This is a genomic window from Psychrobacter sp. W2-37-MNA-CIBAN-0211 (genome assembly GCF_040309405.1).
In the GTDB taxonomy this organism is placed as follows: domain Bacteria; phylum Pseudomonadota; class Gammaproteobacteria; order Pseudomonadales; family Moraxellaceae; genus Psychrobacter; species Psychrobacter glaciei.
The window spans coordinates 19,818-41,744 of sequence record NZ_JBEOOU010000014.1 but is presented as its reverse complement, the minus strand read 5'-3'; the positions used below and the strand labels follow the sequence as shown (position 1 = coordinate 41,744).

Annotated in this window: 33 protein-coding genes; 3 read left to right on the top strand and 30 right to left on the bottom strand. The window is 44.7% G+C overall.

Annotation, left to right across the window (positions count from 1 at the left end; translation table 11 throughout):
- Window positions 1-24 precede the first annotated feature (24 nt).
- The 30 genes from rpsK to AAEY72_RS11745 all read right to left on the bottom strand — a co-directional run bounded on the left by rpsK (window position 25) and on the right by AAEY72_RS11745 (window position 17,857).
- On the bottom strand, window positions 25-414 hold the full coding sequence (gene rpsK, locus AAEY72_RS11890; protein ID WP_010196728.1) for a 30S ribosomal protein S11: 390 nt from the start codon (window positions 412-414) through the stop codon (window positions 25-27).
- A gap of 20 nt (window positions 415-434) precedes the next feature.
- Window positions 435-791 carry a 30S ribosomal protein S13 gene (gene rpsM / locus AAEY72_RS11885; RefSeq protein WP_010196723.1) on the bottom strand — a complete coding sequence of 119 codons (357 nt, stop codon included), beginning with the start codon at window positions 789-791 and terminating at the stop codon, window positions 435-437.
- 252 nt (window positions 792-1,043) lie between these two features.
- A complete protein-coding gene (gene rpmJ / locus AAEY72_RS11880) occupies window positions 1,044-1,160 on the bottom strand; it encodes a 50S ribosomal protein L36 (protein ID WP_010196721.1) in 117 nt (38 codons plus the stop codon).
- Window positions 1,161-1,191: 31 nt separating this feature from the next.
- The gene (secY, locus tag AAEY72_RS11875) at window positions 1,192-2,523 is read right to left on the bottom strand and encodes a preprotein translocase subunit SecY (protein WP_352310680.1); all 1,332 of its coding nucleotides are present in this window, start codon (window positions 2,521-2,523) and stop codon (window positions 1,192-1,194) included.
- Between the two features lie 19 nt (window positions 2,524-2,542).
- Complete coding sequence (rplO, locus tag AAEY72_RS11870; RefSeq protein WP_010196716.1) at window positions 2,543-2,983, bottom strand: 50S ribosomal protein L15; 441 nt, start codon at window positions 2,981-2,983, stop codon at window positions 2,543-2,545.
- Window positions 2,983-3,162 (bottom strand): 50S ribosomal protein L30, encoded by a 180-nt coding sequence (gene rpmD / locus AAEY72_RS11865; protein ID WP_010196714.1) that lies wholly within the window; start codon window positions 3,160-3,162, stop codon window positions 2,983-2,985. The genes rplO and rpmD overlap by 1 nt, the downstream gene beginning before the upstream one ends.
- A gap of 20 nt (window positions 3,163-3,182) precedes the next feature.
- Entirely contained in the window at window positions 3,183-3,689 is a 507-nt protein-coding gene (rpsE, locus tag AAEY72_RS11860) for a 30S ribosomal protein S5 (protein ID WP_352310655.1), read from the bottom strand.
- Window positions 3,690-3,691: 2 nt separating this feature from the next.
- Entirely contained in the window at window positions 3,692-4,042 is a 351-nt protein-coding gene (gene rplR, locus AAEY72_RS11855) for a 50S ribosomal protein L18 (protein ID WP_010196708.1), read from the bottom strand.
- 11 nt (window positions 4,043-4,053) lie between these two features.
- On the bottom strand, window positions 4,054-4,587 hold the full coding sequence (gene rplF, locus AAEY72_RS11850; RefSeq protein WP_010196707.1) for a 50S ribosomal protein L6: 534 nt from the start codon (window positions 4,585-4,587) through the stop codon (window positions 4,054-4,056).
- A gap of 223 nt (window positions 4,588-4,810) precedes the next feature.
- Entirely contained in the window at window positions 4,811-5,209 is a 399-nt protein-coding gene (gene rpsH / locus AAEY72_RS11845; RefSeq protein ID WP_010196706.1) for a 30S ribosomal protein S8, read from the bottom strand.
- Window positions 5,210-5,220: 11 nt separating this feature from the next.
- Window positions 5,221-5,526, bottom strand: coding sequence for a 30S ribosomal protein S14 (rpsN, locus tag AAEY72_RS11840; protein ID WP_010196705.1), 306 nt, complete (start codon window positions 5,524-5,526; stop codon window positions 5,221-5,223).
- Window positions 5,527-5,538: 12 nt separating this feature from the next.
- Entirely contained in the window at window positions 5,539-6,075 is a 537-nt protein-coding gene (gene rplE, locus AAEY72_RS11835) for a 50S ribosomal protein L5 (RefSeq protein ID WP_010196704.1), read from the bottom strand.
- A gap of 21 nt (window positions 6,076-6,096) precedes the next feature.
- The gene (gene rplX, locus AAEY72_RS11830; RefSeq protein ID WP_010196703.1) at window positions 6,097-6,414 is read right to left on the bottom strand and encodes a 50S ribosomal protein L24; all 318 of its coding nucleotides are present in this window, start codon (window positions 6,412-6,414) and stop codon (window positions 6,097-6,099) included.
- A gap of 8 nt (window positions 6,415-6,422) precedes the next feature.
- On the bottom strand, window positions 6,423-6,791 hold the full coding sequence (gene rplN / locus AAEY72_RS11825) for a 50S ribosomal protein L14 (protein WP_010196702.1): 369 nt from the start codon (window positions 6,789-6,791) through the stop codon (window positions 6,423-6,425).
- A 181-nt stretch (window positions 6,792-6,972) separates the two neighbouring features.
- Window positions 6,973-7,245 (bottom strand): 30S ribosomal protein S17, encoded by a 273-nt coding sequence (gene rpsQ, locus AAEY72_RS11820; protein WP_010196699.1) that lies wholly within the window; start codon window positions 7,243-7,245, stop codon window positions 6,973-6,975.
- A complete protein-coding gene (gene rpmC, locus AAEY72_RS11815; protein WP_010196696.1) occupies window positions 7,242-7,439 on the bottom strand; it encodes a 50S ribosomal protein L29 in 198 nt (65 codons plus the stop codon). The genes rpsQ and rpmC overlap by 4 nt, the downstream gene beginning before the upstream one ends.
- The gene (gene rplP / locus AAEY72_RS11810; RefSeq protein ID WP_010196693.1) at window positions 7,439-7,852 is read right to left on the bottom strand and encodes a 50S ribosomal protein L16; all 414 of its coding nucleotides are present in this window, start codon (window positions 7,850-7,852) and stop codon (window positions 7,439-7,441) included. The genes rpmC and rplP overlap by 1 nt, the downstream gene beginning before the upstream one ends.
- A 3-nt stretch (window positions 7,853-7,855) precedes the next feature.
- Window positions 7,856-8,584, bottom strand: a complete 729-nt coding sequence (rpsC, locus tag AAEY72_RS11805; RefSeq protein WP_010196691.1) for a 30S ribosomal protein S3 — start codon at window positions 8,582-8,584, stop codon at window positions 7,856-7,858.
- Between the two features lie 3 nt (window positions 8,585-8,587).
- Window positions 8,588-8,917 (bottom strand): 50S ribosomal protein L22, encoded by a 330-nt coding sequence (gene rplV, locus AAEY72_RS11800; RefSeq protein WP_010196689.1) that lies wholly within the window; start codon window positions 8,915-8,917, stop codon window positions 8,588-8,590.
- Window positions 8,918-8,927: 10 nt separating this feature from the next.
- Complete coding sequence (rpsS, locus tag AAEY72_RS11795; protein ID WP_010196682.1) at window positions 8,928-9,203, bottom strand: 30S ribosomal protein S19; 276 nt, start codon at window positions 9,201-9,203, stop codon at window positions 8,928-8,930.
- A 12-nt stretch (window positions 9,204-9,215) separates the two neighbouring features.
- Window positions 9,216-10,043, bottom strand: coding sequence for a 50S ribosomal protein L2 (gene rplB / locus AAEY72_RS11790; RefSeq protein WP_010196679.1), 828 nt, complete (start codon window positions 10,041-10,043; stop codon window positions 9,216-9,218).
- An 11-nt stretch (window positions 10,044-10,054) separates the two neighbouring features.
- The gene (gene rplW, locus AAEY72_RS11785) at window positions 10,055-10,405 is read right to left on the bottom strand and encodes a 50S ribosomal protein L23 (protein ID WP_010196677.1); all 351 of its coding nucleotides are present in this window, start codon (window positions 10,403-10,405) and stop codon (window positions 10,055-10,057) included.
- Window positions 10,402-11,004 carry a 50S ribosomal protein L4 gene (gene rplD / locus AAEY72_RS11780; RefSeq protein WP_010196673.1) on the bottom strand — a complete coding sequence of 201 codons (603 nt, stop codon included), beginning with the start codon at window positions 11,002-11,004 and terminating at the stop codon, window positions 10,402-10,404. The genes rplW and rplD overlap by 4 nt, the downstream gene beginning before the upstream one ends.
- A gap of 14 nt (window positions 11,005-11,018) precedes the next feature.
- Window positions 11,019-11,657: a 50S ribosomal protein L3 gene (gene rplC / locus AAEY72_RS11775; RefSeq protein ID WP_010196672.1), complete on the bottom strand. Its 639-nt coding sequence runs from the start codon at window positions 11,655-11,657 to the stop codon at window positions 11,019-11,021.
- A 48-nt stretch (window positions 11,658-11,705) separates the two neighbouring features.
- Entirely contained in the window at window positions 11,706-12,017 is a 312-nt protein-coding gene (rpsJ, locus tag AAEY72_RS11770) for a 30S ribosomal protein S10 (RefSeq protein ID WP_010196670.1), read from the bottom strand.
- Between the two features lie 406 nt (window positions 12,018-12,423).
- Window positions 12,424-14,034 (bottom strand): Rne/Rng family ribonuclease, encoded by a 1,611-nt coding sequence (locus AAEY72_RS11765; protein WP_352310654.1) that lies wholly within the window; start codon window positions 14,032-14,034, stop codon window positions 12,424-12,426.
- A 171-nt stretch (window positions 14,035-14,205) separates the two neighbouring features.
- Complete coding sequence (locus AAEY72_RS11760; RefSeq protein ID WP_352310653.1) at window positions 14,206-14,871, bottom strand: Maf family protein; 666 nt, start codon at window positions 14,869-14,871, stop codon at window positions 14,206-14,208.
- Window positions 14,872-15,030: 159 nt separating this feature from the next.
- Window positions 15,031-15,516, bottom strand: a complete 486-nt coding sequence (gene mreD / locus AAEY72_RS11755) for a rod shape-determining protein MreD (protein WP_352310652.1) — start codon at window positions 15,514-15,516, stop codon at window positions 15,031-15,033.
- A gap of 136 nt (window positions 15,517-15,652) precedes the next feature.
- The gene (gene mreC, locus AAEY72_RS11750) at window positions 15,653-16,519 is read right to left on the bottom strand and encodes a rod shape-determining protein MreC (RefSeq protein WP_352310651.1); all 867 of its coding nucleotides are present in this window, start codon (window positions 16,517-16,519) and stop codon (window positions 15,653-15,655) included.
- 300 nt (window positions 16,520-16,819) lie between these two features.
- Window positions 16,820-17,857 (bottom strand): rod shape-determining protein, encoded by a 1,038-nt coding sequence (locus AAEY72_RS11745; RefSeq protein ID WP_026037076.1) that lies wholly within the window; start codon window positions 17,855-17,857, stop codon window positions 16,820-16,822.
- A 662-nt stretch (window positions 17,858-18,519) separates the two neighbouring features.
- On the opposite strand from AAEY72_RS11745, the gene gatC reads away from it, so the two are divergent.
- From gatC to gatB, 3 genes are all read left to right on the top strand, one after another.
- Window positions 18,520-18,834, top strand: a complete 315-nt coding sequence (gene gatC, locus AAEY72_RS11740; RefSeq protein ID WP_189586267.1) for an Asp-tRNA(Asn)/Glu-tRNA(Gln) amidotransferase subunit GatC — start codon at window positions 18,520-18,522, stop codon at window positions 18,832-18,834.
- A gap of 70 nt (window positions 18,835-18,904) precedes the next feature.
- Entirely contained in the window at window positions 18,905-20,401 is a 1,497-nt protein-coding gene (gene gatA, locus AAEY72_RS11735; RefSeq protein ID WP_352310650.1) for an Asp-tRNA(Asn)/Glu-tRNA(Gln) amidotransferase subunit GatA, read from the top strand.
- A complete protein-coding gene (gatB, locus tag AAEY72_RS11730) occupies window positions 20,401-21,927 on the top strand; it encodes an Asp-tRNA(Asn)/Glu-tRNA(Gln) amidotransferase subunit GatB (protein ID WP_352310649.1) in 1,527 nt (508 codons plus the stop codon). The genes gatA and gatB overlap by 1 nt, the downstream gene beginning before the upstream one ends.

Below are 21,927 nucleotides of genomic sequence, written 5' to 3'. Positions count from 1 at the left end.
GGATAAAAAGCTTCGTCTTTAATATTAGACGCGGCGCTTTTTCGGCGCACGGCAACCATTGTGTGGGATTGGGGTTACATCAGAGATGCTGTTAACTTTATAACCCAATGCACCTAGTGCTCTTACCGCAGACTCACGACCCGGTCCTGGTCCTTTGACCAAAACGTCGATATTCTTAACACCATATTCTTGAGCCGCTTTACCAGCGACTTCAGCTGCAACCTGAGCTGCAAATGGTGTAGATTTACGTGAACCACGGAAGCCTTGTCCACCTGAAGTGGCCCAAGCCAATGCATTACCCTGACGATCGGTAATCGTAACAATGGTGTTATTAAAAGACGCATGGATATGGGCTATGCCCTCCGATACTGAACGACGAGCCACCTTTTTGCGACTGCGAGTGTCTTTTGCCATCTTTTAGCTTCCTAAGTTAATTATCTTTTGAGAGGGCGTGTCGGACCCTTACGAGTACGAGCGTTGTTCTTGGTGTTCTGACCTCTAACTGGTAGGTTACGACGATGGCGTATGCCACGGTAACAACCAAGATCAACTAAACGCTTGATATTCATTGAAACTTCACGACGAAGATCACCTTCAGTCATGTAATTTGCAATTTGTGCACGGATAGCATCTAACTGTGTATCATCTAACTGACTAACTTTAGTAGTAGGGGCAATGCCAACTGCTTCTAATATTTTCTGAGCAGTGGTACGACCTACACCAAAGATGTAAGTTAGTGAAATAACAGCATGCTTATTATCCGGAATGTTTACGCCGGCAATACGAGCCATTGATTTCTCTCCATTAAAGAAAAATAAGCGTTATTTATCAATAAGGCATTATTCTTCAGAATTGTTGCTGTTAATACTAAATATATTATGGTCACTGTCGCTGTTTTGGCTTAGTTAAAAGCCTAACCATTGACAGCATTACAAAATATTCTGCATAAACACGGCAAGTGGCGGATGATATCCCATCCGCCGTTATTTTTCAAGTATTAATTTAGATAGTAACAAAAGTTTAAAATTTTATGATACTAAATATTAACCTTGACGTTGCTTGTGGCGCGGTTCTGCTGTACAGATGATATGTACACGGCCTTTACGACGCACAACTTTACAGCTACCACAAATCTTCTTAACTGATGCTTGAACTTTCATAGCATACTCCTTGAAATATCGTACCGCTCATTTAAGGTTGAGTGGGCGATTGAATTAACGTCTGATCATGATATTGATGGGTCATCAAATGCGCTTGAATCTGCGAGATGAAGTCCATTACCACAACCACCATAATCAGTAAAGATGTACCACCGAGTTGAAACGGCACACCAAACGATGACTGGACGACCATCGGCATTAAACAAATAACCGTCATATACATCGCGCCAATAAAGGTCAGTCGGTTTAATACATGATCGAGGTAACGCTGAGTTTGTTGTCCAGGGCGAATACCAGGGATATACGCACCACTACGCTTAAGGTTTTCTGCTACTTCACGCGGGCTAAATACCAATGCCGTATAAAAATAACAGAAGAAAATAATCATCGCGCCAAATAGTACTAAATACAGCGGCTGCCCTGGGGACAACACCAATGCCATATTTTGCAATATTTTTTGTACAAAAGTAGGATCAGTTGATTGACCAACCCACTGCCCTAAACTTGCAGGGAACAGTAACAAAGAACTGGCAAAAATAGCTGGGATAACCCCTGCCATGTTCAGCTTCAACGGCAAATGTGATTGCTGTTGAGCGTATATCTTGCGACCTTGTTGCTGTTTTTGTGCATAGTTGACAGGGACACGGCGCTGAGCACGTTCAATATAAACAATACCTGCAGTAACCGTGATGCCTAATAGTACAAAAATGAACAGTACAATCAGGTTCATCTGACCTTGATTGACCTGTTCGATAGACTGCGAAATCATACCTGGCGTACCAGCCACAATGCTCGCAAAAATAAGCATTGAGATACCATTACCAACGCCGCGCTCTGTAATCTGCTCACCAAGCCACATTAAGAACATTGCGCCCGCTACTAATGAAGTAACGGCTGGAATATAAAAAGTCAAACCAGAGGATAAAGTAAGATTTTGGCTGATTAAGCCAGCACACATTCCTAATGACTGTACTAGAGCTAAAGCAAGTGTCCCTTGACGGGTGTACTTGTTTAGCTTGCGTCGTCCCGCTTCACCTTCTTTTTTGAGGGCTTCAAGCGATGGCAGTACTGCAGACATCATCTGTACAATAATCGATGCTGAAATATATGGCATAATACCAAGCGCCATAATAGACATACGCTCTAGCGCACCACCTGAGAACATATTAAACATGCTCAGAATGGTGTTTTCGTTGCGCGAAAACAGATCAGCCAAGTTAACTGGGTTGATACCCGGAACTGGAATATGTGACCCTAAACGATAAACAATCAATGCGCCGATTAAGAATAATAAACGTGTCCATAATTCGTCATACTTGCGTATGAAGGCAAATGGATTAAGCGGTATACCAGCCGATGACATTGATTGTTTTGACACGTTACTACTCCTCGATGCTACCACCAGCAGCTTCGATTGCTTGCTTAGCGCCTTTAGTCACTTTAATACCTTTAAAGGTATAAGCTTTAGTCACTTCGCCTGACAACATTACACGAGCACGCTTCATATCATGACGGATAAGGTTAGCAGCTTTAAGTGTTTCAATGCTGACCACATCGCCTTCAATTTTATTCAATTCAGACAGACGGACTTCAGCAGTCGTCATTGCCATTCTACTGGTAAAACCAAATTTTGGTAGACGGCGATATAAAGGCATTTGACCACCTTCAAATCCTGAGCGTATGCTAGAACCTGAACGAGATTTCTGACCTTTTACACCACGACCACCAGTCTTACCAAGACCTGAACCGATACCACGACCACGACGTTGGGCAGTTTTCTTTGCGCCAACACCTGGTGATAATTCATTTAATCTAAGACCCATTACGCTTCCTCCACTTTTACCATGTAGTTGACGCGATTGACCATACCACGGGTTGAAGGAGTATCTTCTACTTCAACAGTATGATTAATACGGCGTAAACCCAATCCTTTCAAGCTCGCTTTGTGGCTCTTTAGGCGATGGGCACCCGATTTAAATTGAGTGACTTTCATTTTTTTCATCGTAACTCACCTAGTCTAAGTTAACCCAAGATTTCGTCTACAGATTTACCACGTTTTGCTGCCATCTTCTCTGGAGTTGACATATCACGTAAACCGTTAAACGTAGCGCGAACCACGTTAGCAGTATTGGTAGAACCATAACATTTAGTCAAAACATCTTTGACACCAGCAACTTCTAACACAGCACGCATTGCGCCACCAGCGATTACGCCAGTACCTTCAGATGCAGGCTGCATGTAGACTTTACTAGCACCATGACGTGCTTTGATCGGATGATACAAAGTTGCATCGTTTAGCTCAACAGTAATCATGTTGCGTTTGGCAGCTTCTAGCGCTTTTTGAATAGCAGCTGGCACTTCACGTGCTTTACCACGACCAAAACCAACACGACCATTGCCATCACCAACAACAGTTAATGCGGTGAAAGAGAAAATACGACCACCTTTAACTACTTTTGCGACGCGGTCAACGGTAACTAAGCGTTCTACTAAACCGTCTGTTTGCTCATTTTTATCATTTCTAGCCATGATTAAAACTCCAATCCGTTTTCGCGAGCTGCTTCAGCTAAAGCTTTAACTCGACCATGATATTTAAAACCACTACGGTCAAAGGCAACTTTAGTAACCCCAGCTGCTTTTGCGCGTTCTGCGATCATTTGGCCTACAGACGTCGCTGCATCAGCGTTGCCAGTCGCGCCTGAGCGCAAGCTGCCGTCTAAGGTAGATGCCTGAGCAATCACTTCACCACCGTTCGGAGAGATAATCTGGGCATAGATGTGCTTTGGCGTGCGATTAACCGTTAAGCGATGTACGCCTAAATGACGGATATGCGCGCGGGTTTTCTTAGCTCGACGCAGACGAGCTGCTTTTTTATCAAACATTTCAACTCACCTTATTTTTTCTTAGCTTCTTTGCGAACCACATGTTCGTCGCTATAACGAATACCTTTGCCTTTATAAGGCTCTGGTGGGCGGAAACCACGGATATTAGCCGCTGCTTGACCAAGCTGCTGCTTATTGTTTGATTTCAAAACAATTTCAGTTTGCGTTGGGGTTTCAGCTGACACACCTTCAGGTAGCGTATATTCTACTGGATGAGAGTAACCAACGTTTAGCGTTACTTTATTACCAGTAGCTTGCGCACGATAACCAACACCAATTAATTGAAGGCGTCTTTCAAAGCCTTCATTCACGCCAGTAACATAATTGTTAAGCAGGGCGCGCATGGTGCCAGTGTGCATCATGGCTTCTTTTGAATCGACTGTAGGTGAGAAAATGATCGCATCATCTTCCTGTTTCAGCTCGACCAATTCATGCAGGCGTAAAGACAAATTGCCGTTCTTGCCTTTCACTTCGACCTGCCGATCGTTCAAAGTAACGCTTACGCCGTTTGGCAGCGTCACTGGGGCTTTAGCCACACGAGACATAGGAATATTCCTTAAAAAATTAACTTCTTTATATTAGCGAAAAAACTAACAGGCTAAAAAGCCTGCTAGTTTAGCATAGTTGTTCCCATTAAGCACCATTCAATTTTATCAACTTCAAATGCTTAGCTTTCTTTAAGCTCATTACAAATCATTATGGACTTACAACAGCTTAAAGGGGTTCAAGTAGACTTTGTCGTCTCATCACCAATAGCATAAATGCTAATTAGGCAACGAATGCAACGATTTCACCACCGATACCAGCAGCGCGTGCAGCACGATCGCTCATGATACCTTGGCTAGTCGATACGATAGCAACACCCATACCTTGCTTAACAGTAGGGATAGCGTCTTTACCGCGATGCTGGCGTAAACCAGGACGGCTAAAACGTTGGATAGTTTCGATGACAGCTTTGCCTTCGAAGTATTTCAGTTCAATAGTCAATGTGGCTTTATTGTTGTCTTGTTCAGTAACAACAGCGTTCGCTACATAACCTTCGCTAACCAGTAAATCAGCAATTGATTTACGTAATTTAGAGCTCGGCATTGCTACCGATACTTTGTTAGCCATTTGTGCGTTACGAATACGGGTTAGCATATCCCCAACGGTATCTTGCATACTCATATAGTTACTCCTTACCAGCTTGCTTTACGAACACCAGGCACATCGCCTTGCATGACACGCTCACGCAGCATATTGCGTGATAAGCCAAACTTGCGGAAGTAACCGTGAGGACGACCGGTGATAGCACAACGATTGCGCAGACGTACTGGTGATGAATTACGTGGAAGAGCTTGTAGCTCTAGCATCGCTTCCATACGAGTCTCGTCACTTGCAGTCATATCACTGATAGTTTCTTTTAGCTTGATACGCTTTTCAGCATATTTAGCAACCATTTTTTCGCGCTTTAATTCGCGGTTAATCATGCTCTTCTTTGCCATAACGTCTTTACCTTATTTAAATGGGAAGCCGAATGCTTTGAGTAACGCACGACCTTCTTCATCATTACCAGCTGACGTGGTGATTGTCACATCCATACCGCGGATACGATCAATTTTGTCAAAGTCTACTTCTGGGAATACGATTTGTTCTTTGATACCCAATGAGTAGTTACCACGTCCGTCGAAGGCTTTAGGTGAAAAACCGCGGAAATCACGAATACGAGGAATTGCAATGGCAATGAGACGATCTAAAAATTCGTACATTTGCTCACCGCGTAGCGTTACTTTACAGCCAATTGGCCATTCTTCACGAATCTTAAAGCCAGCAACTGATTTACGCGCTTTAGTGACCACAGGTTTTTGACCAGCAATCGCGGTCATATCAGCTACAGCACCTTCAAGCAATTTCTTGTCTTGAGACGCGCCGCCTACACCCATGTTAAGTGTGATTTTAGTGATTTTAGGCACTTGCATCACATTCGCTAAACCAAGGTCTTCTTTGATTTGCTGCTTTAGTTCATCGTTATATAAAGATTTTAATCTTGCCATTACCATTACACCCTTAGTGTCTTACGCAGTCGCCACTACTTCACCGTTCGAACGATAGACGCGTTGTTTGTTGCCGTCTTCGCCGAACTGATAAGTAATACGATCAGCTTTTTGGGTTTGCGCATTTAATATTGCGACATTTGAGATATGCAGAAAAGCTTCTTGCTTAAGAATGCCACCTTCAACGCCAGTTGCCTGATTTGGCTTCTGATGTTTAGTAACAATATTAATGCCTTCAACTTTAATACGATCGTTTTTTACAGCTTGTACAGTACCTTGTTTGCCTTTATCTTTACCAGCAATCACGATAACTGTATCGCCTTTACGTAATTTTGACATGGATTACCTCACAATACTTCTGGTGCTAGGGATACAATTTTCATAAACTGATCACCACGTAGTTCACGAGTTACCGGTCCAAAAATACGAGTTGCAATCGGTGCTTTGTTTTGGTTTAACAATACCGCAGCATTGTCATCAAAACGCAGAACAGAACCATCAGGACGACGAACGCCTTTTTTGGTACGTACAACTACCGCATTCATCACGTCGCCTTTTTTAACACGACCGCGAGGAATGGCTTCTTTAACCGTTACTTTAATAATGTCGCCAACTGATGCATAACGACGATGAGAGCCACCCAGTACTTTAATGCACTGAACTCGCCTTGCACCGCTATTGTCTGCAACTTCCAGCATTGACTCAACCTGAATCATAGCGTTACTCCACACGTATGAGCAATAAAAACCAGTTGCTGCCGCTAGCACAGTATGAGTAGTCGGCATTTTAATATAAATAACCGCTGCTACTCTTAATGTGAGTGATATACGCTCGGCGCAATCAGCATCCTTAAAAAGGCGGCTATTTTAACAGCTTCTGGCTTTTAATGCAATTTACTTAGATTTTTTCTACTTTTTCAACCACATCAACCAAAGTCCAAGACTTGGTTTTTGAGATTGGACGCGTTTCTTTGATGCGGACAAGGTCGCCTTGTTGGCAAACGTTATTCTCATCATGAGCTTTGATTTTTGTAGAACGACGAAGCTGCTTGCCATACAAAGGATGACGTACAAGACGTTCAATCAAAACTGTGATGGACTTGTCCATCTTGTCGCTGACAACTCTTCCTGTCAATACGCTAGCATTAGCTGTTTGATTGTTATCGCTCATGAGTCGCCTCGTTGTTTCTCGTTAATCAAAGTCTGAATCTGAGCAATCGTGCGACGATTGCCTCTGACTTCATGGGTATTACCCAACTGACCAGTTGCTTTAGCCATACGAATACGGAAAGCATCAAGTTGCTTTTCATCAAGTAACTGGGTCAGTTCTTCTAATGATTTATCACGTAATTCACTGATCTTCATTACATTATCGTCCGCTTAACAATGGTAGTTTTAAAGGGCAGTTTTGCTGCAGCAAGCGTGAAAGCTTCACGTGCAAGCTCTTCTGGTACCCCTTCAATTTCATATAGCACTTTACCAGGTTTGATTTCGCATACCCAATATTCAACAGGACCTTTACCTTTACCCATACGTACTTCTAATGGCTTATTGGTAATAGGCTTGTCTGGGAATACACGAATCCAAATCTTACCGCCACGCTTAATTTTACGAGTGATGGTACGACGTGCTGCTTCGATTTGACGGGCTGTCATACGACCGCGCGTCAATGATTTTAGACCAATTTGTCCGAATGCAACGGTGCTTCCACGATGAGCTAGCCCAGTGTTACGACCTTTATGCATTTTACGAAACTTGGTACGTTTTGGCTGTAACATAGTTTAACCTCTGTCTGAGTTTCGACGGTTTCCGTTTCCGCGACCACGGCGTTTTGGCGCACGAGTCTGCTCTTCTTTGACGGGATTGTAAACACTGTTCATACCGTCAAGGATCTCTCCGCGGAAGATCCAAACTTTTACACCGATGGTGCCGTAAGTTGTCTCTGCACGTACTGACGCATAGTCAATATCAGCGCGAAGTGTATGTAATGGCACACGGCCTTCACGATACCACTCACTACGAGCAATCTCAGCACCGCCAAGACGACCAGACAGCTCAACTTTAATACCTTTAGCACCAGAACGCATGCTGTTCTGTACCGCGCGTTTCATCGCACGACGGAACATAACACGACGCTCAAGCTGGCTTCCGATACCGTCTGCTACCAAACGTGCATCAAGATCAGGTGACGTGATTTCTTCAATGTTGACCTGAGCAGGTACGCCCATAATTTTGGTCAATTCTTTTTGAAGTCTTTCGATATCTTCGCCTTTCTTACCGATAACAATACCAGGACGCGCAGTGGCGATGGTAATCTTAGCGGCGCCAGTAGGACGCTCGATCATGATGTTGCTGATCATAGCGTTATCTAGCTTTTTGCGTAGATACTCACGAACTTGAATGTCGTTAATGAGGTATTCTGAGTATTGTTTAGGGTTAGCATACCAATTTGCATTATGCTTTTTTACAACACCAAGACGAATTCCGATTGGATGTACTTTTTGACCCATAACTTATTCTCCTACCTTTATAGTGATGTGACAGGTACGCTTACTGATACGATCAGCGCGACCTTTGGCACGTGGTAGGATACGTTTTAGCGTAATGCCTTCATCAACGTAGATGGTTGATACTTTAAGCGTATCAATATCTAAACCGTTGTTGTTTTCGGCATTGGCGATGGCTGAGTTAAGACATTTCTTAACAAACACAGCGCCTTTTTTATTACTATACGTTAGGATATCCAAAGCACGCTCGATAGATTTGCCACGAACTTCATCAGCAACGAGTCTAACTTTTTGTGCCGATATGGCGGCACCGCGTAATTTTGCAGTTACTTCCATGGTAAGCACCTTATCTCTTAGCTTTTTTGTCAATGCCGTGACCACGATACGTACGAGTCGGGGCAAATTCACCTAGTTTATGACCAACCATCTGCTCACTTACAATAACCGGTACGTGAGTACGGCCGTTGTGAACAGATAAAGTTAGGCCAACCATTTGTGGCAGAATCATCGAGCGGCGCGACCAAGTCTTAATTGGTTTGCGTGAGTTGGTGTCTAATGCATTTTCAACTTTAGCAAATAAGTGCGCGTCTATGAATGGACCTTTTTTCAATGAACGAGGCATGAAATTCTTCCTTTATTTCTTCTTGGCGCGGCGGCGGATGATCATGTTGTCAGTACGCTTATTGTGACGCGTTTTAAGTCCTTTAGACTTCTGACCCCAAGGGCTAGTTGGATGGCGACCTTTATTACGACCTTCACCACCACCGTGTGGGTGATCAACCGGGTTCATAGCGACACCACGAACAGAAGGACGAACACCACGCCAACGTGAAGCACCAGCTTTACCAAGTGATTTCAAGTTGTTTTCAGTGTTAGAAACTTCACCAATAACAGCACGGCAATTCACGTGTACACGGCGTGTTTCGCCAGAGCGCATACGTAGAATAGCATAAATACCGTCACGACCTAGCAACTGAACACTGGCACCCGCAGAACGAGCCATCTGTGCACCTTTACCGATTTTAAGCTCGATATTGTGAATCACAGTACCCAATGGGATGTTTTTCAGTGGTAAACAGTTACCTGGACGAATTGGTGATAATTCACCTGACATTACAGTATCGCCAACTACTTGTTTCTTAGCAGCGATAATATAACGACGTTCGCCATCAGCGTACTTAAGTAAAGCAATATGCGCAGTACGGTTAGGATCGTATTCAATACGCTCTACTGTAGCTGGGATATTGTCTTTAGTACGTTTAAAATCAATAATACGATAATGTTGCTTATGACCACCGCCGATGTGACGAGTAGTAATACGGCCATTATTGTTACGACCACCGGTCTTGCTTTTTGATTCTAGAAGCGCTGCAAACGGACGACCTTTATAAAGGTGTGGATGCACTACTTTTTCAACAAAACGACGGCCTGGTGATGTTGGCTTTGCTCTTACGATAGGCATGAGTGTAATCCTTATTCGTTATTCGCTGTTTCACTAGTAGAAGCAGTCGTATTTGCGACCTCTTCACCAGCATCAGCCATTTGTACATCTTGACCAGCTTTTAAGGTAACATAGGCTTTTTTATAGTCATTACGACGGCCGATACTTTTACCAAAACGCTTTGTCTTACCTTTAACGTTCAATGTGTTTACTTTTAAAACTTCAACACCTTCAAACATCATCTCAACTGCTTTTTTAACTTCTAACTTAGTAGCGTTAGAGTCAATTTTAAATACCTGCACACCAAGTGAGTCGCCAAGCATTTGAGATTTCTCTGAGAATACAGGTCCTCTTAGGATCTGATAAAGTCTTGCGTTATTCATGCTAGTGCTTCCTCAAATTGTTTCGCAGCTTCGACTGTCATGATCACTTTATCAAAAGCGATCAAGCTCACTGGATCCACTTCACTTGTATCAAGTACATTGACATGTGGGATGTTTCGAGCAGCTAAGTATAAGTTTTCGTCAACTTCTTTGGTAACGATTAATGCACGTGATGCATTTAACTCACCTAACTTTGCGATAAGCTCTTTAGTCTTAGGTCCAGAAACGCTCAACTCTTCAACCAAGATCAAACGCTCTTGGCGAATCAATTCGGCTAGGATACACTGCATAGCACCGCGATACATTTTACGGTTGACTTTCTGTGACCAATCTTGTGGCTTGGCCGCAAATGTGCGTCCGCCCCCACGCCAGATAGGACTACGAATAGAGCCTGCACGAGCACGACCAGTACCTTTTTGGCGCCATGGCTTAATGCCACCGCCAGAAACTTCGGCACGGGTCTTTTGAGCGCGTGTACCTTGGCGAGCACCAGCAAGATATGCGGTGACGACTTGATGCACTAGTGCTTCGTTGAATTCACGACCGAAAGCCGTATCAGAAAGCTCAACTGCCGCCCCTGTAACTGTTTTTAAATCCACGTTAATCCCCTTGCTTAGGCTTTGACTGACGGACGTACGATGACATCGCCACCGGTGGCACCTGGGATAGCACCCTTGATGACAAGTAACCCATTTTCAACATCAACCGATATCACTTCTAGGCCTTGAACGGTAACGCGTTTGTTACCCATCTGACCTGGCATTTTTTTGCCTTTGAAGACTTTACCTGGTGACTGGTTTTGACCAGTTGAACCAATGGCACGGTGAGATACTGAGTTACCATGAGTGGCATCTTGCATGCTGAAGTTGTGACGCTTCACGCCGCCTTGAAAGCCTTTACCTTTACTGTTTCCTGTGACATCAACCATCTGACCTTGTTCAAACAAGTCAGCTAGGATCTCACCACCAATCTCACGACCTTCAAGATCGCTGTCATTGGCACGAAATTCCCAAACACCACGACCAGCGGCAACGCCGGCTTTAGCGAAGTGACCTTTTTGAGCTGCTGTTACGCGGCTGTCACGACGGGTGCCTGTGGTGATTTGGATGGCTTGATAGCCATCTACATCAGTATTTTTTACTTGAGTAATGCGGTTAGCACTGATCTCAACCACTGTTACAGGGATAGATGCGCCTGCTTCAGTGAAGACACGGGTCATGCCGCATTTTTTACCGACTAAACCGATCGCCATTTTAGACCTCTTTATATCTTATATTAATGGGTTGGGTGTTTATGTGCATTAACCCAAAGCAATTTGAACGTCAACACCCGCCGCTAAGTCAAGCTTCATTAGCGCATCCACAGTTTTATCGGTAGGTTGAACAATGTCAACCATACGCTTATGAGTACGGATTTCGTACTGATCACGAGCGTCTTTGTTTACGTGTGGTGAAGTTAGAACGTTGAAGCGCTCAATGCGAGTCGGCAACGGTACAGGACCACAAACTTGCGCACCGGTGCGCTTTGCAGTATCAACAATCTCTTGTGCAGATTGATCAATCAGACGATGATCAAAAGACTTAAGACGGATACGGATTCTCTGGTTAGCCATGCCAGCAAGCTCCTAATATGTGCTTTCGTCATTCTTGCTTTGCAAAGATATGACCAAAAGCCGTTTGGTTAAATATTTACTTAAAGCTGCCTTCTGTTCTTAACCAGAATGAGTTCTTTATCCGAACTTGTAGCGTGCCAAAAGCAAAATAGTTTAAAGCCCCGCCGACCCTCCTATAATGGATGTCAGCAAAGGCATAATGAAATAGTGCTAGAAACGATGCTCTAGCTGTCATAGCGCCAGCTGTTTGATTGGCTGCGCATATATAATTCAGTGGTATATATTATACATAGTATTTCAGTCATTGCAAGAGCAATATCTATGGCATTTCAAGATATTAGGCTTTATAAACAATGTCACTTGTAGTCAATAATTTGCGTTAAATATTTTAGTGATGGGCAAACCGTTAGTCTAAAACGATATCGTACTGCTCTTGGGTATAGAGATTTTCGACATCAAAAGTAATCACTCTACCCAACAGATACTCTAAATCTGCTACCGTATCCGACTCTGAGGTGAGTAATAAATCAATGACTGCGGCATGGGCAACCACCGTAAACTTCTTATGAGAATTATAGGTACGAGCACAGCGCATGATTTCACGAAATATCTCAAAGCAGACGGTTTCAGCGGTTTTGACAAAGCCGCGGCCTTGACAAGTTGAACACGGCTCACACAACTGCTGCCCTAGCGATTCACGAGTACGTTTACGGGTCATCTCTACCAAACCAAGTTCACTGACTTGGGTAATCTTCGTCTTGGCATAGTCTTGTGCCAGTTGCGACTGTAAACTCTCCAGCACGTCATCTTTATGCTGCTGCTCCAGCATATCAATGAAGTCTAGGATAATAATACCGCCAAGATTACGCAAACGCAGCTGTCGAGCGATGGCATGAGTGGCTTCTAAGTTGGTTTTGTAAACTGTATCTTCTAATGAACGTCCACCAACAAAAGAGCCTGTGTTGACATCAATCGTGGTCATCGCTTCGGTCTGGTCAATAATTAAGTAGCCACCTGACTTTAAGTCAACGCGACGTTTTAAAGCATCACGTAAATCGTCTTCAACCCGATGAACGTCAAATAAGGATTGCTCCGCGGTATAATGCACAATTCGATCATAGACGAAAGGCACGAACTCTTTAGCGAACTGCCTGACTTGCTCGTAGACTTGTGCATTATCAATGACAACTTTTGCGGTATCGGTATGTACTAGGTCACGAATCGAGCGTAGTGGCAGAGCCAGCTCTTGGTAAATAAGCTCTGAGCTTTGATGATGATTGATTTCCTGACGACGCGCGCAGATAGTCCGCCAAAGCTGCAACAAATAATAAATGTCTTCTTCTAGCTTATCGACAGGCACGCGCTCGGCAGCCGTACGGGCAATCAATCCGCCTTTTAGGTTGACGGTTTGCATCAAACTATTTAGCTCAGTCTTGAGACGGTTACGCTCTTCTTCGCCATCGATACGCTGTGATATGCCGATATGATCACTCGATGGCAAATATACCAGATAGCGCGACGGCAGAGAGACATTGGTGGTCAGGCGAGCGCCTTTGCTGCCCAATTGGTCTTTTGTCACTTGGACAAGAATGCGTTGGCTTTCGTGCAAGCGGTGCTGGATAAGGGTTTTAGAAACAGGAACGACATCGGTACTTTGCGCACTGACCACTGGCGGGCTGACGTCTAGACTATCAACACCGTTTTCCACCACAGTGTTGTCTGTATTCGTATCTGCCTCCTTCTTACTCTCCTCAGGTACTTTATTTTTTCTTTCTACTATTGGGCGAGGCTCGCGCTGCATATCATTGACATGTAAAAACGCTGTCCGTGACTGACCGATATCAACAAAGGCCGCTTGCATACCCGGAAGGACACGCACAACAGTACCTAGATAGATATTACCAACCAAACCCAGTTTGTGATGTCGCTCAATATAGATTTCGCCTAGGATACCGTTGTCTAGCACGGCGACACGCGACTCCATTGGACTAATGTTAATCAGCAGCTCTTCGGACATAATGTTTTCTCTTATCTTTCAGCTTTCTTGTTAGACAGTCATCGTCTATTAGATTTACAGTGTAACAAATGCAACTTGCTCTTGCCCATTACCCTAGCGTGTCGTTATGTGCAGACAATGAACGGCGGGCTTTTAGCACATTGACAAGGGCTGCTCTACCATTGTGGCTTTTTAATGAGTGCCAGTATTTAGAATATCTTTAAGCAATGCCAGCGTTTGCGAAAGCGGCAAGCCGACGACATTGGTATAGCTACCATTGATACGGCTAACCCATGCAGCACCCAAACCTTGAATACCGTAGCCACCTGCTTTATCAGCAGGTTCGCCACTCTCCCAATAACAGCTCATCATCTCCGTCGTCAGAGGTATAAAGGTGACTGCCGTACGTTCGGTGATTTGTTGTTGCTTGACGACTTGGAATACTGGCTCATGGCTTTCTGTATGAGTGTGCGTAGAAACTAAGGATACATGGGTAGCTTGTACTGCCGTCCATACTTCATGGGTATTATCTGACATTTGCTGCCACATGCGATAAGCGTGCTCGCGATCGGCTGGTTTTACCAGTACCGTCTGACCATCTGGTAGTACACCAATGGTATCAGAGGTCAAAATAATAAGCTGCTCAGCGAGGTTGTCTTTGTTTGTTTCAACGGTGTCGTTTAGCTGTTGTACTGCGGCAGCCGCTTTGGCAGCGACCATACGCTCAATATAGTTTTTTGGTAGCTCATTATCTTGTGGCGTTTCATCGATATCGACACTCATGACCGTAAAATCCAGCTGCGCTCTAGCGAGCAACTCCCGACGACGCGGTGAACCAGAGGCTAAAATAATATCCATCGCTATTCTCTTATTATGATCATATCAATTATCAAAGGCACAGAGACTTTCAGGATTGGCAGCTTTCATGTTGAGCATAAATTCTACTGCCAATCACATTAACACTACTAATAACAGAAAGGCTCTCAAAAGAAATTATTGAGGTAGTAACTGAATTGATTAACGCGCAAATTTTCGTAACACTAAGAGCACTAGAGGCCAGCTGACTATACTCATCAATAAAGAAAAGGCAGACTGCGCGACAAAAATGTTTTGGATAAACATCTGTAGCATCCACAAACTCAGTTGAAACAGCAGCAAGCCTAATGAGGCGATAAGCCAAGCATTGATAGTGTTTAACTTTCTGACATAAATGCTACTGATCTTGATAACAAGTGCCACCATCACAGCAGCAAAGGCTTGCTGACCTAAGTGGGTGTCCATCAAAAGGTCTGCCGCTAAACCAATGGTAAACGCGGTAAAGATACCAACGTAACGTGGCTGAAACAGCAGCCAAAAAATCAGCACCATGATCATAACCATGGGACGCAAGGTAGCCATACTAGGACTTAATGGATAGACATTGAGCGATGAAGCAACGACAAAGCTGGTAACAATCGCAATGAGCAAGATCCCCATTGGGTGCTTAGAGTCGGAATACGTCATGAATACCTACCTTAGCGAGTGTTTGGCGGCGGCCATTTGAACGTCTATTTAGCTGAAAAAACATCACTAAAAAGGTATGGTTGAAGATATTATGGGGCGAGCCCAGCAAAGTAGTTAGCGATGTATAAATTGAATATCAACCACCATTACTATAGAAGCCCACATTACTTTTATCTATCAGCTTGTCTTGAAGCACTAATACGTAGGCATTATCGATAAAATTTGCCGCTGGCGTGACTTCAATACTTCTGAAGTTATCTGCTTGCGTGTCTTTGACATGAGCGATCCGACCGACTCGATAGCCTGCTGGAATGCGACCACCTAAACCCGAAGAAACCAGCTCGTCACCCACGCGCACATCTGAGGTTTTGAAGACATAATTGAGGCTTAAAGAAGTGGGTATTCCCTGACCCGTCACAATCGCCCGCTGACCCGTACGTTTAACCGTTACTGCTACCGACTGCTGCTCATCAGTAATGAGTAGTAAGCGGCTGGTATTGGGATAAACATTGATGATCTGACCCAATATACCGTCTTCGTCGATGACCGTTTGACCGACTTGCACCCCATCTTGCGCGCCTTTGTTGAGCACGACGATTTGGCGAAGTAAATTGGTGTCTGTACCGATAACCTGTGCCAAATTTAGCTCAAACTGTTCAGGTTTGGTGGTCGACAAGATGCCTTGCAAGCGCGCATTTTGTGCCAAGATATAATCTTGCTGCTGGAGCTTGGCCTGCGCGTGAATCAACTGCGACTTCAATTGCATGTTTTCGCGGCGTAGCGCTTCTTTTGATTGTAAGCTGCCACTTGCCCAATGCTTAGCATAGCTTGGCAATAGTGACAATTCATAGATAGGCTGCATAGCGGCATGGCTGGTATTGCGTACAGGACTGAACCATTCCGGATTTTTGCTATCGAACCACATCATTATCAACGCTACTATCAATACAATAGCAGCCTTACGAAGTGCTAATGGCTGGCGTGCAAAAATACTTGGCGTCATAAGTCATCTAATTAAGGTTTTCTAATGTGAGCAATACCTAGCGCTAGTTATAACAATGTTTAATGATCTCATCGTTATCAGCATTTAGTGGCGATGCTTGTAGCTGGCAATTAGTAATATGATTAAAGGCAGCGCAACTGGCTACCTTTATCGTTATTTACTGTTATCGTTAAATCGAATGTTTGACAATCGTGTTAACCGTCACTGAAGCATGCTTGTAAAAAATCACGGTTAACAGCAACTGATGTTCATTTAAATAAAAAGCTACTTAAACAAATGCTCACTTAAACAAATGGTCACTTAAACAAAAATCATATTTAAGCTTTTATTATTGATAAAGTCGAGGGCGATACCGCCACCACGACTGACACAAGTCAATGGATCGTCAGCGACTGTCACTGGCAAACCCGTCTCTCTTGAAATCAGCTTGTCTAAATCACGCAACAATGCACCGCCACCGGTCAAGACAATACCACGCTCGGCAATATCTGATGACAGCTCAGGTGGGGTTTGCTCAAGTGCTGCTTTTACCGCACTGACAATACCGCTTAGTGGGTCGCTTAACGCTTTTTGCACTTCTTCTGAATTGACCGTAAAGGTCTTTGGTACGCCTTCTGCCATGCTACGACCACGAACTTCGACTTCTAATTGACTGTCTTCATTCAGGGCCGAGCCTACTTCTTTTTTGATACGCTCAGCAGTGGTTTCACCAATCACACAACCGTGGGTACGGCGTACATGAGTGATGATGGCTTCATCAAATATGTCGCCACCGATACGAATCGACTCGGCATACACGCAACCTGATAGAGCAATAACCGCAATCTCAGTTGTACCACCACCGATATCGACCACCATTGAGCCACTCGCTTCATGCACTGGCATGCCAGCACCAATAGCAGCGGCCATCGGCTCTTCTAGCAATAGCACTTTGCTTGCGCCCGCTGATGATACGGCTTCACGGATAGCTTTGCGTTCAACGAGAGTTGATTTGCATGGCACACAAACGACCACGTTGGGCTGTGCCATAAAACGCTTCGCCTTTACCTTGCCGATAAAGTGCTTAAGCATTTTTTGGGTCACTTCAAAGTCAGCAATCACGCCGTCTTTTAGGGGACGAATCGCCGTGATATTGGCAGGCGTACGACCAAGCATCTGCTTGGCATCGATGCCAACCGCAGCAACGGTAGGGTTATGGGTACGATTGCTTCGTAGCGCGACCACCGTAGGCTCATCGAGCACCACGCCTTTATTAGGAATAAAAATTAAAGTGTTCGCAGTACCAAGGTCGATAGCGATATTATTTGATAAAAATCCAAACAGGTTCATGACTAATATATCCAGCGTCTTACGAATGAGGCGAATGAGAGTGACTGAGAGGGTTACTCGTCAGTGTTGAGCAGGTCGTCGTTAGACATCAACTGTGGCGAAATTGGTGCATCGCAACAAGTCAAACCTAAGCAATAATGATGAAATGACAAAACTGAGCTAAATTATACCGATTTAGCTCAAAAAAAACACAGGTATTTGCATCAGTAAGGCAGGATTTTGGTCTTAAACGCTAAAAGTTGTTACAAAGTTTGAAATGGCAGTGAATACCATTCAATCTAATGAAACATCATTTAATTCAATAACTAACAAGGCTCTATAGGCAAATGATAGTTTTGCCTAGCATCACAGGTGCATACTGTAACGTATTTCAGAACGTAATGGGTAAGCAATTGAGAATCATGCGGTCAATTTTGCAAATCTTTGTGAATCATGCTGGCTTGGTTGAGATTGTGCAGCAATCAAGCGTCATGCTCTGTAAACTTGGGTCAGATGCTTTATAATAAGCCTATGCTATCTCACTTTTATTTTAGTAGCCAATTATAGTGGTTGCTTTTAACAGCGATTTAATTTTAATAGCTGGTTTTAACAGCGGCTTTTTAAGTGCTTGTTTAAAGCGCTATTTTTAAACCTACTAACTCTAACAAAAACTGTCCTTCACTGGAGAAACTATGTCACAGCAACCAGCAACGTCTGACAGCAACGTCAGCCGTGAAGAAATCCTAGAAGTTGCCAGCCTTGCGCGCTTGGGTGTCGATGAAACGACCGCCAACAGCTATGCCAACGAAATCAGCAAAGTATTAAAACTGATGCATACGCTTGGTAATGTGGACACGACTGATGTTAAACCACTATCGAATATCCATGAGGCTTGCCAAGACTTGCGTGCCGACGTCGCTAAACACGATATCAACCGTGAACGTAACCAATCGGTCGCGCCAGCAGTTGAAGACGGCTTGTATCTGGTACCACAAGTGATTGAATAGTTGGTCGGCTCTATTTCTGCCTTTATCTCATTTTATTTTATGCTATTAACATTTTGACGGACGACACCTTATGTCTGAACTTCATTTATTAAGTACCCAGCAGCTTATTACGGGCTTGCAAGACAAACAATTTAGTAGCCTTGAGCTGACAGAACACTATATTAAACGTATCGATGCACTAGACAGCAAGATTAATAGCTTTATCACTCATACGTCTGAGACAGCACGCGCACAAGCGCAAGCAGCGGACGAGATGCGGGCGCAAGGCGATCAGCGCCCATTACTTGGTGTACCGATGGCGCACAAAGATATCTTTTGTACCCAAGGCGTATTGACCACTTGCGGCTCAAAGATGCTACATAACTTTGTCTCACCTTATAATGCTACTATCGTGTCAAACATCGACAAAGCAGGCATGATTAGCTTGGGCAAGCTCAACATGGATGAGTTTGCGATGGGCTCGGACAATAGCAGCTCATACTATGGTACGGTGCAAAACCCTTGGAATCTAGAGCGCGTCCCTGGTGGTTCATCAGGTGGTAGTGCTGCCGCGGTTGCCGCAGGTTTTGTGCCAGTCGCAACCGGTAGTGATACGGGCGGCTCTATTCGTCAGCCTGCTTCATTCTGTGGCTTAACGGGTATCAAGCCCACTTATGGCCGAGTGTCACGCTTTGGTATGATTGCCTATGCATCAAGTCTGGATCAAGCTGGTAGTATGGGTCGTAGTGCCAAAGATTGCGCTTATTTGCTACAGCCAATGATCGGGCATGATCCACGCGATGCAACGTCTATCAAGTATGACATGCCAGACTACGTACAAGACCTCAACGATGCAGAAGCAGCTGCTGGTGATAAACCCTTTGCTGGTCTACGTATCGGTGTCGCTAAAGAGTACTTTAGTAAAGGGCTTGATGCTGAAGTAGAAACAGCCGTACGCGCTGCTTTGACAAAATACGAAGAGCTGGGCGCAACCATCGTAGAAGTGAACATCACTGATCCTGAAATCACGTTGGCGACTTACTACATGCTAGCTCCTGCAGAAGCATCATCTAACCTGTCGCGCTTCGATGGTGTGCGCTTTGGCTATCGCTGTGAGAATCCAAAAGATCTCATCGATCTATACACGCGCTCACGTTCTGAAGGTTTTGGTCCTGAAGTACAGCGCCGTATCTTGACGGGTACTTACGCATTATCTGCTGGTTATTTCGATGCTTATTATACTAAAGCACAAAAAATACGCCGCTTAATCGTTAAAGACTTCGAAGACGCTTTTGCCAACTGTGATGTCATCGCCAGCCCAACGGCACCAACGGCTGCTTACAAGCTTGCTGAAGACCTCGATCCTGCCACCATGTATTTGGGCGATGTTTATACCATCGGTGTTAACTTAGCCGGTCTGCCTGCGCTCAGCCAACCAGTTGGTTTAAACTCAGAAGGCCTACCTATTGGCTTACAGTTAATCGGTAAGCATTGGCAAGAGAGTCAACTGCTCACGACAGCACATCTATTCCAGCAGCATACGGATCATCATCTACAGCACTCTGCCATCGCAAAGGAGACGGTATAATGAACACAGCAACTACTGATAACAATGCCGTCCGCGAGCACGCTGTTCGTAAAGAGCTGTTCGTTGATGGTTATGAAGTGGTCATCGGCATCGAGATTCACTGCCAGCTAAATACTGAAAGCAAGATATTCTCTAGTGCGCCCACTGATTTTGGTCACGAGCCAAACACACAAGCCAGTATTGTAGATTTGGGTCTGCCTGGTGTCTTGCCAGTGCTAAATGCTGGCGTGGTCGATCGTGCGCTAAAATTCGGTATCGGCGTCAATGCTGAGTTGGGTTTGTTCAATACGTTTGACCGTAAAAACTACTTTTATCCTGATCTGCCTAAAGGCTATCAAATTACTCAAATGGCTAACCCTATCGTTGGTGAAGGGTATATCGATGTCGTGGTTAATGAAGGCGAAAAGAACGAATATCCGAAACGTATGGGTATCACCCGCGCGCATTTGGAAGAAGATGCTGGTAAATCTGTCCATGATGCCGTTGATGGTATGACTGGTGTGGATTTGAACCGTGCTGGTACACCATTGATTGAAATCGTATCCGAGCCTGATATGCGCTCTGCTCACGAAGCACTGGCTTATATCAAAGCTATTCATCAGCTGGTCACGTGGTTGGGTATCTCAGATGCGGTCATGGCAGAAGGCTCGTTCCGCTGCGACTGTAACGTTTCTGTGCGTAAGCCAGGTGCAGAATTGGGCACGCGTACTGAGCTAAAGAACTTAAACTCGTTCCGCTTTATCGAGCGCGCCATCAATCGTGAAATCGAGCGTCAAATCGATATCGTTGAAGACGGTGGTAAAGTCGTGCAAGCGACGATGCTATATGATCCAGAGCGCGACGAAACTCGTACGATGCGTACCAAAGAAGACGCCAACGACTATCGCTACTTCCCTGATCCTGACCTGCTGCCTGTCCGTATTGAGCAGCATACGGTTGATGCGATTAAAGCGGCGATGCCTGAGCTACCAGTGGCTCGTCGTGCTCGCTTTGAAGAAGCGATTGGTCTGTCAGAGTATGATGCTCGCATCCTAACTGGTAGCCGTCAGCTAGCCGATTACTTCGAAGACGTGGTCGCTGAAGTAGGACAATCAGATGCCAAAATGGCAGGCAACTGGGTCATGGGCGATCTACTGGGCGCACTGAACAAAGATGACAAAGATATCATCGACTCCCCTATCAGCGCCAAGCAATTGGCTGGCATGCTAGCGCGTATCAAAGACGATACCCTATCTGGCAAATTGGCTAAGAAAGTCTTTAGTGCTCTGTATGAACGCGCGGGCGGCGATGCTGATGATGCCGCTGACAAAATCATCGAAGAAAAAGGTCTCAAGCAAGAAACCGATACGGGCGCGATCAAAGCCATCGTTGAAGATGTCATTGCGAAAAACCAAGCGATGGTTGACGAGTATCGGGGCGGTAAAGAAAAAGCCTTTAACGGTCTGGTCGGTCAAGTCATGAAAGCCAGTCGCGGTAGTGCCAACCCGCAGCAAGTCAACCAAATTCTAAAAGAGCTACTGGGTTAA

What these genes read in the sequence shown, in the direction of transcription:
- rpsK (WP_010196728.1), bottom strand. Translation starts at nt 414, where the DNA reads ATGGCAAAAGACACTCGCAGTCGCAAAAAGGTGGCTCGTCGTTCAGTA.
- rpsM (WP_010196723.1), bottom strand. Translation starts at nt 791, where the DNA reads ATGGCTCGTATTGCCGGCGTAAACATTCCGGATAATAAGCATGCTGTT.
- rpmJ (WP_010196721.1), bottom strand. Translation starts at nt 1,160, where the DNA reads ATGAAAGTTCAAGCATCAGTTAAGAAGATTTGTGGTAGCTGTAAAGTT.
- secY (WP_352310680.1), bottom strand. Translation starts at nt 2,523, where the DNA reads ATGTCATCGGCTGGTATACCGCTTAATCCATTTGCCTTCATACGCAAG.
- rplO (WP_010196716.1), bottom strand. Translation starts at nt 2,983, where the DNA reads ATGGGTCTTAGATTAAATGAATTATCACCAGGTGTTGGCGCAAAGAAA.
- rpmD (WP_010196714.1), bottom strand. Translation starts at nt 3,162, where the DNA reads ATGAAAAAAATGAAAGTCACTCAATTTAAATCGGGTGCCCATCGCCTA.
- rpsE (WP_352310655.1), bottom strand. Translation starts at nt 3,689, where the DNA reads ATGGCTAGAAATGATAAAAATGAGCAAACAGACGGTTTAGTAGAACGC.
- rplR (WP_010196708.1), bottom strand. Translation starts at nt 4,042, where the DNA reads ATGTTTGATAAAAAAGCAGCTCGTCTGCGTCGAGCTAAGAAAACCCGC.
- rplF (WP_010196707.1), bottom strand. Translation starts at nt 4,587, where the DNA reads ATGTCTCGTGTGGCTAAAGCCCCAGTGACGCTGCCAAACGGCGTAAGC.
- rpsH (WP_010196706.1), bottom strand. Translation starts at nt 5,209, where the DNA reads ATGAGTATGCAAGATACCGTTGGGGATATGCTAACCCGTATTCGTAAC.
- rpsN (WP_010196705.1), bottom strand. Translation starts at nt 5,526, where the DNA reads ATGGCAAAGAAGAGCATGATTAACCGCGAATTAAAGCGCGAAAAAATG.
- rplE (WP_010196704.1), bottom strand. Translation starts at nt 6,075, where the DNA reads ATGGCAAGATTAAAATCTTTATATAACGATGAACTAAAGCAGCAAATC.
- rplX (WP_010196703.1), bottom strand. Translation starts at nt 6,414, where the DNA reads ATGTCAAAATTACGTAAAGGCGATACAGTTATCGTGATTGCTGGTAAA.
- rplN (WP_010196702.1), bottom strand. Translation starts at nt 6,791, where the DNA reads ATGATTCAGGTTGAGTCAATGCTGGAAGTTGCAGACAATAGCGGTGCA.
- rpsQ (WP_010196699.1), bottom strand. Translation starts at nt 7,245, where the DNA reads ATGAGCGATAACAATCAAACAGCTAATGCTAGCGTATTGACAGGAAGA.
- rpmC (WP_010196696.1), bottom strand. Translation starts at nt 7,439, where the DNA reads ATGAAGATCAGTGAATTACGTGATAAATCATTAGAAGAACTGACCCAG.
- rplP (WP_010196693.1), bottom strand. Translation starts at nt 7,852, where the DNA reads ATGTTACAGCCAAAACGTACCAAGTTTCGTAAAATGCATAAAGGTCGT.
- rpsC (WP_010196691.1), bottom strand. Translation starts at nt 8,584, where the DNA reads ATGGGTCAAAAAGTACATCCAATCGGAATTCGTCTTGGTGTTGTAAAA.
- rplV (WP_010196689.1), bottom strand. Translation starts at nt 8,917, where the DNA reads ATGGAAGTAACTGCAAAATTACGCGGTGCCGCCATATCGGCACAAAAA.
- rpsS (WP_010196682.1), bottom strand. Translation starts at nt 9,203, where the DNA reads ATGCCTCGTTCATTGAAAAAAGGTCCATTCATAGACGCGCACTTATTT.
- rplB (WP_010196679.1), bottom strand. Translation starts at nt 10,043, where the DNA reads ATGCCTATCGTAAGAGCAAAGCCAACATCACCAGGCCGTCGTTTTGTT.
- rplW (WP_010196677.1), bottom strand. Translation starts at nt 10,405, where the DNA reads ATGAATAACGCAAGACTTTATCAGATCCTAAGAGGACCTGTATTCTCA.
- rplC (WP_010196672.1), bottom strand. Translation starts at nt 11,657, where the DNA reads ATGGCGATCGGTTTAGTCGGTAAAAAATGCGGCATGACCCGTGTCTTC.
- rpsJ (WP_010196670.1), bottom strand. Translation starts at nt 12,017, where the DNA reads ATGGCTAACCAGAGAATCCGTATCCGTCTTAAGTCTTTTGATCATCGT.
- AAEY72_RS11765 (WP_352310654.1), bottom strand. Translation starts at nt 14,034, where the DNA reads ATGTCCGAAGAGCTGCTGATTAACATTAGTCCAATGGAGTCGCGTGTC.
- AAEY72_RS11760 (WP_352310653.1), bottom strand. Translation starts at nt 14,871, where the DNA reads ATGGATATTATTTTAGCCTCTGGTTCACCGCGTCGTCGGGAGTTGCTC.
- mreD (WP_352310652.1), bottom strand. Translation starts at nt 15,516, where the DNA reads ATGACGTATTCCGACTCTAAGCACCCAATGGGGATCTTGCTCATTGCG.
- mreC (WP_352310651.1), bottom strand. Translation starts at nt 16,519, where the DNA reads ATGACGCCAAGTATTTTTGCACGCCAGCCATTAGCACTTCGTAAGGCT.
- gatC (WP_189586267.1), top strand. Translation starts at nt 18,520, where the DNA reads ATGTCACAGCAACCAGCAACGTCTGACAGCAACGTCAGCCGTGAAGAA.
- gatA (WP_352310650.1), top strand. Translation starts at nt 18,905, where the DNA reads ATGTCTGAACTTCATTTATTAAGTACCCAGCAGCTTATTACGGGCTTG.
- gatB (WP_352310649.1), top strand. Translation starts at nt 20,401, where the DNA reads ATGAACACAGCAACTACTGATAACAATGCCGTCCGCGAGCACGCTGTT.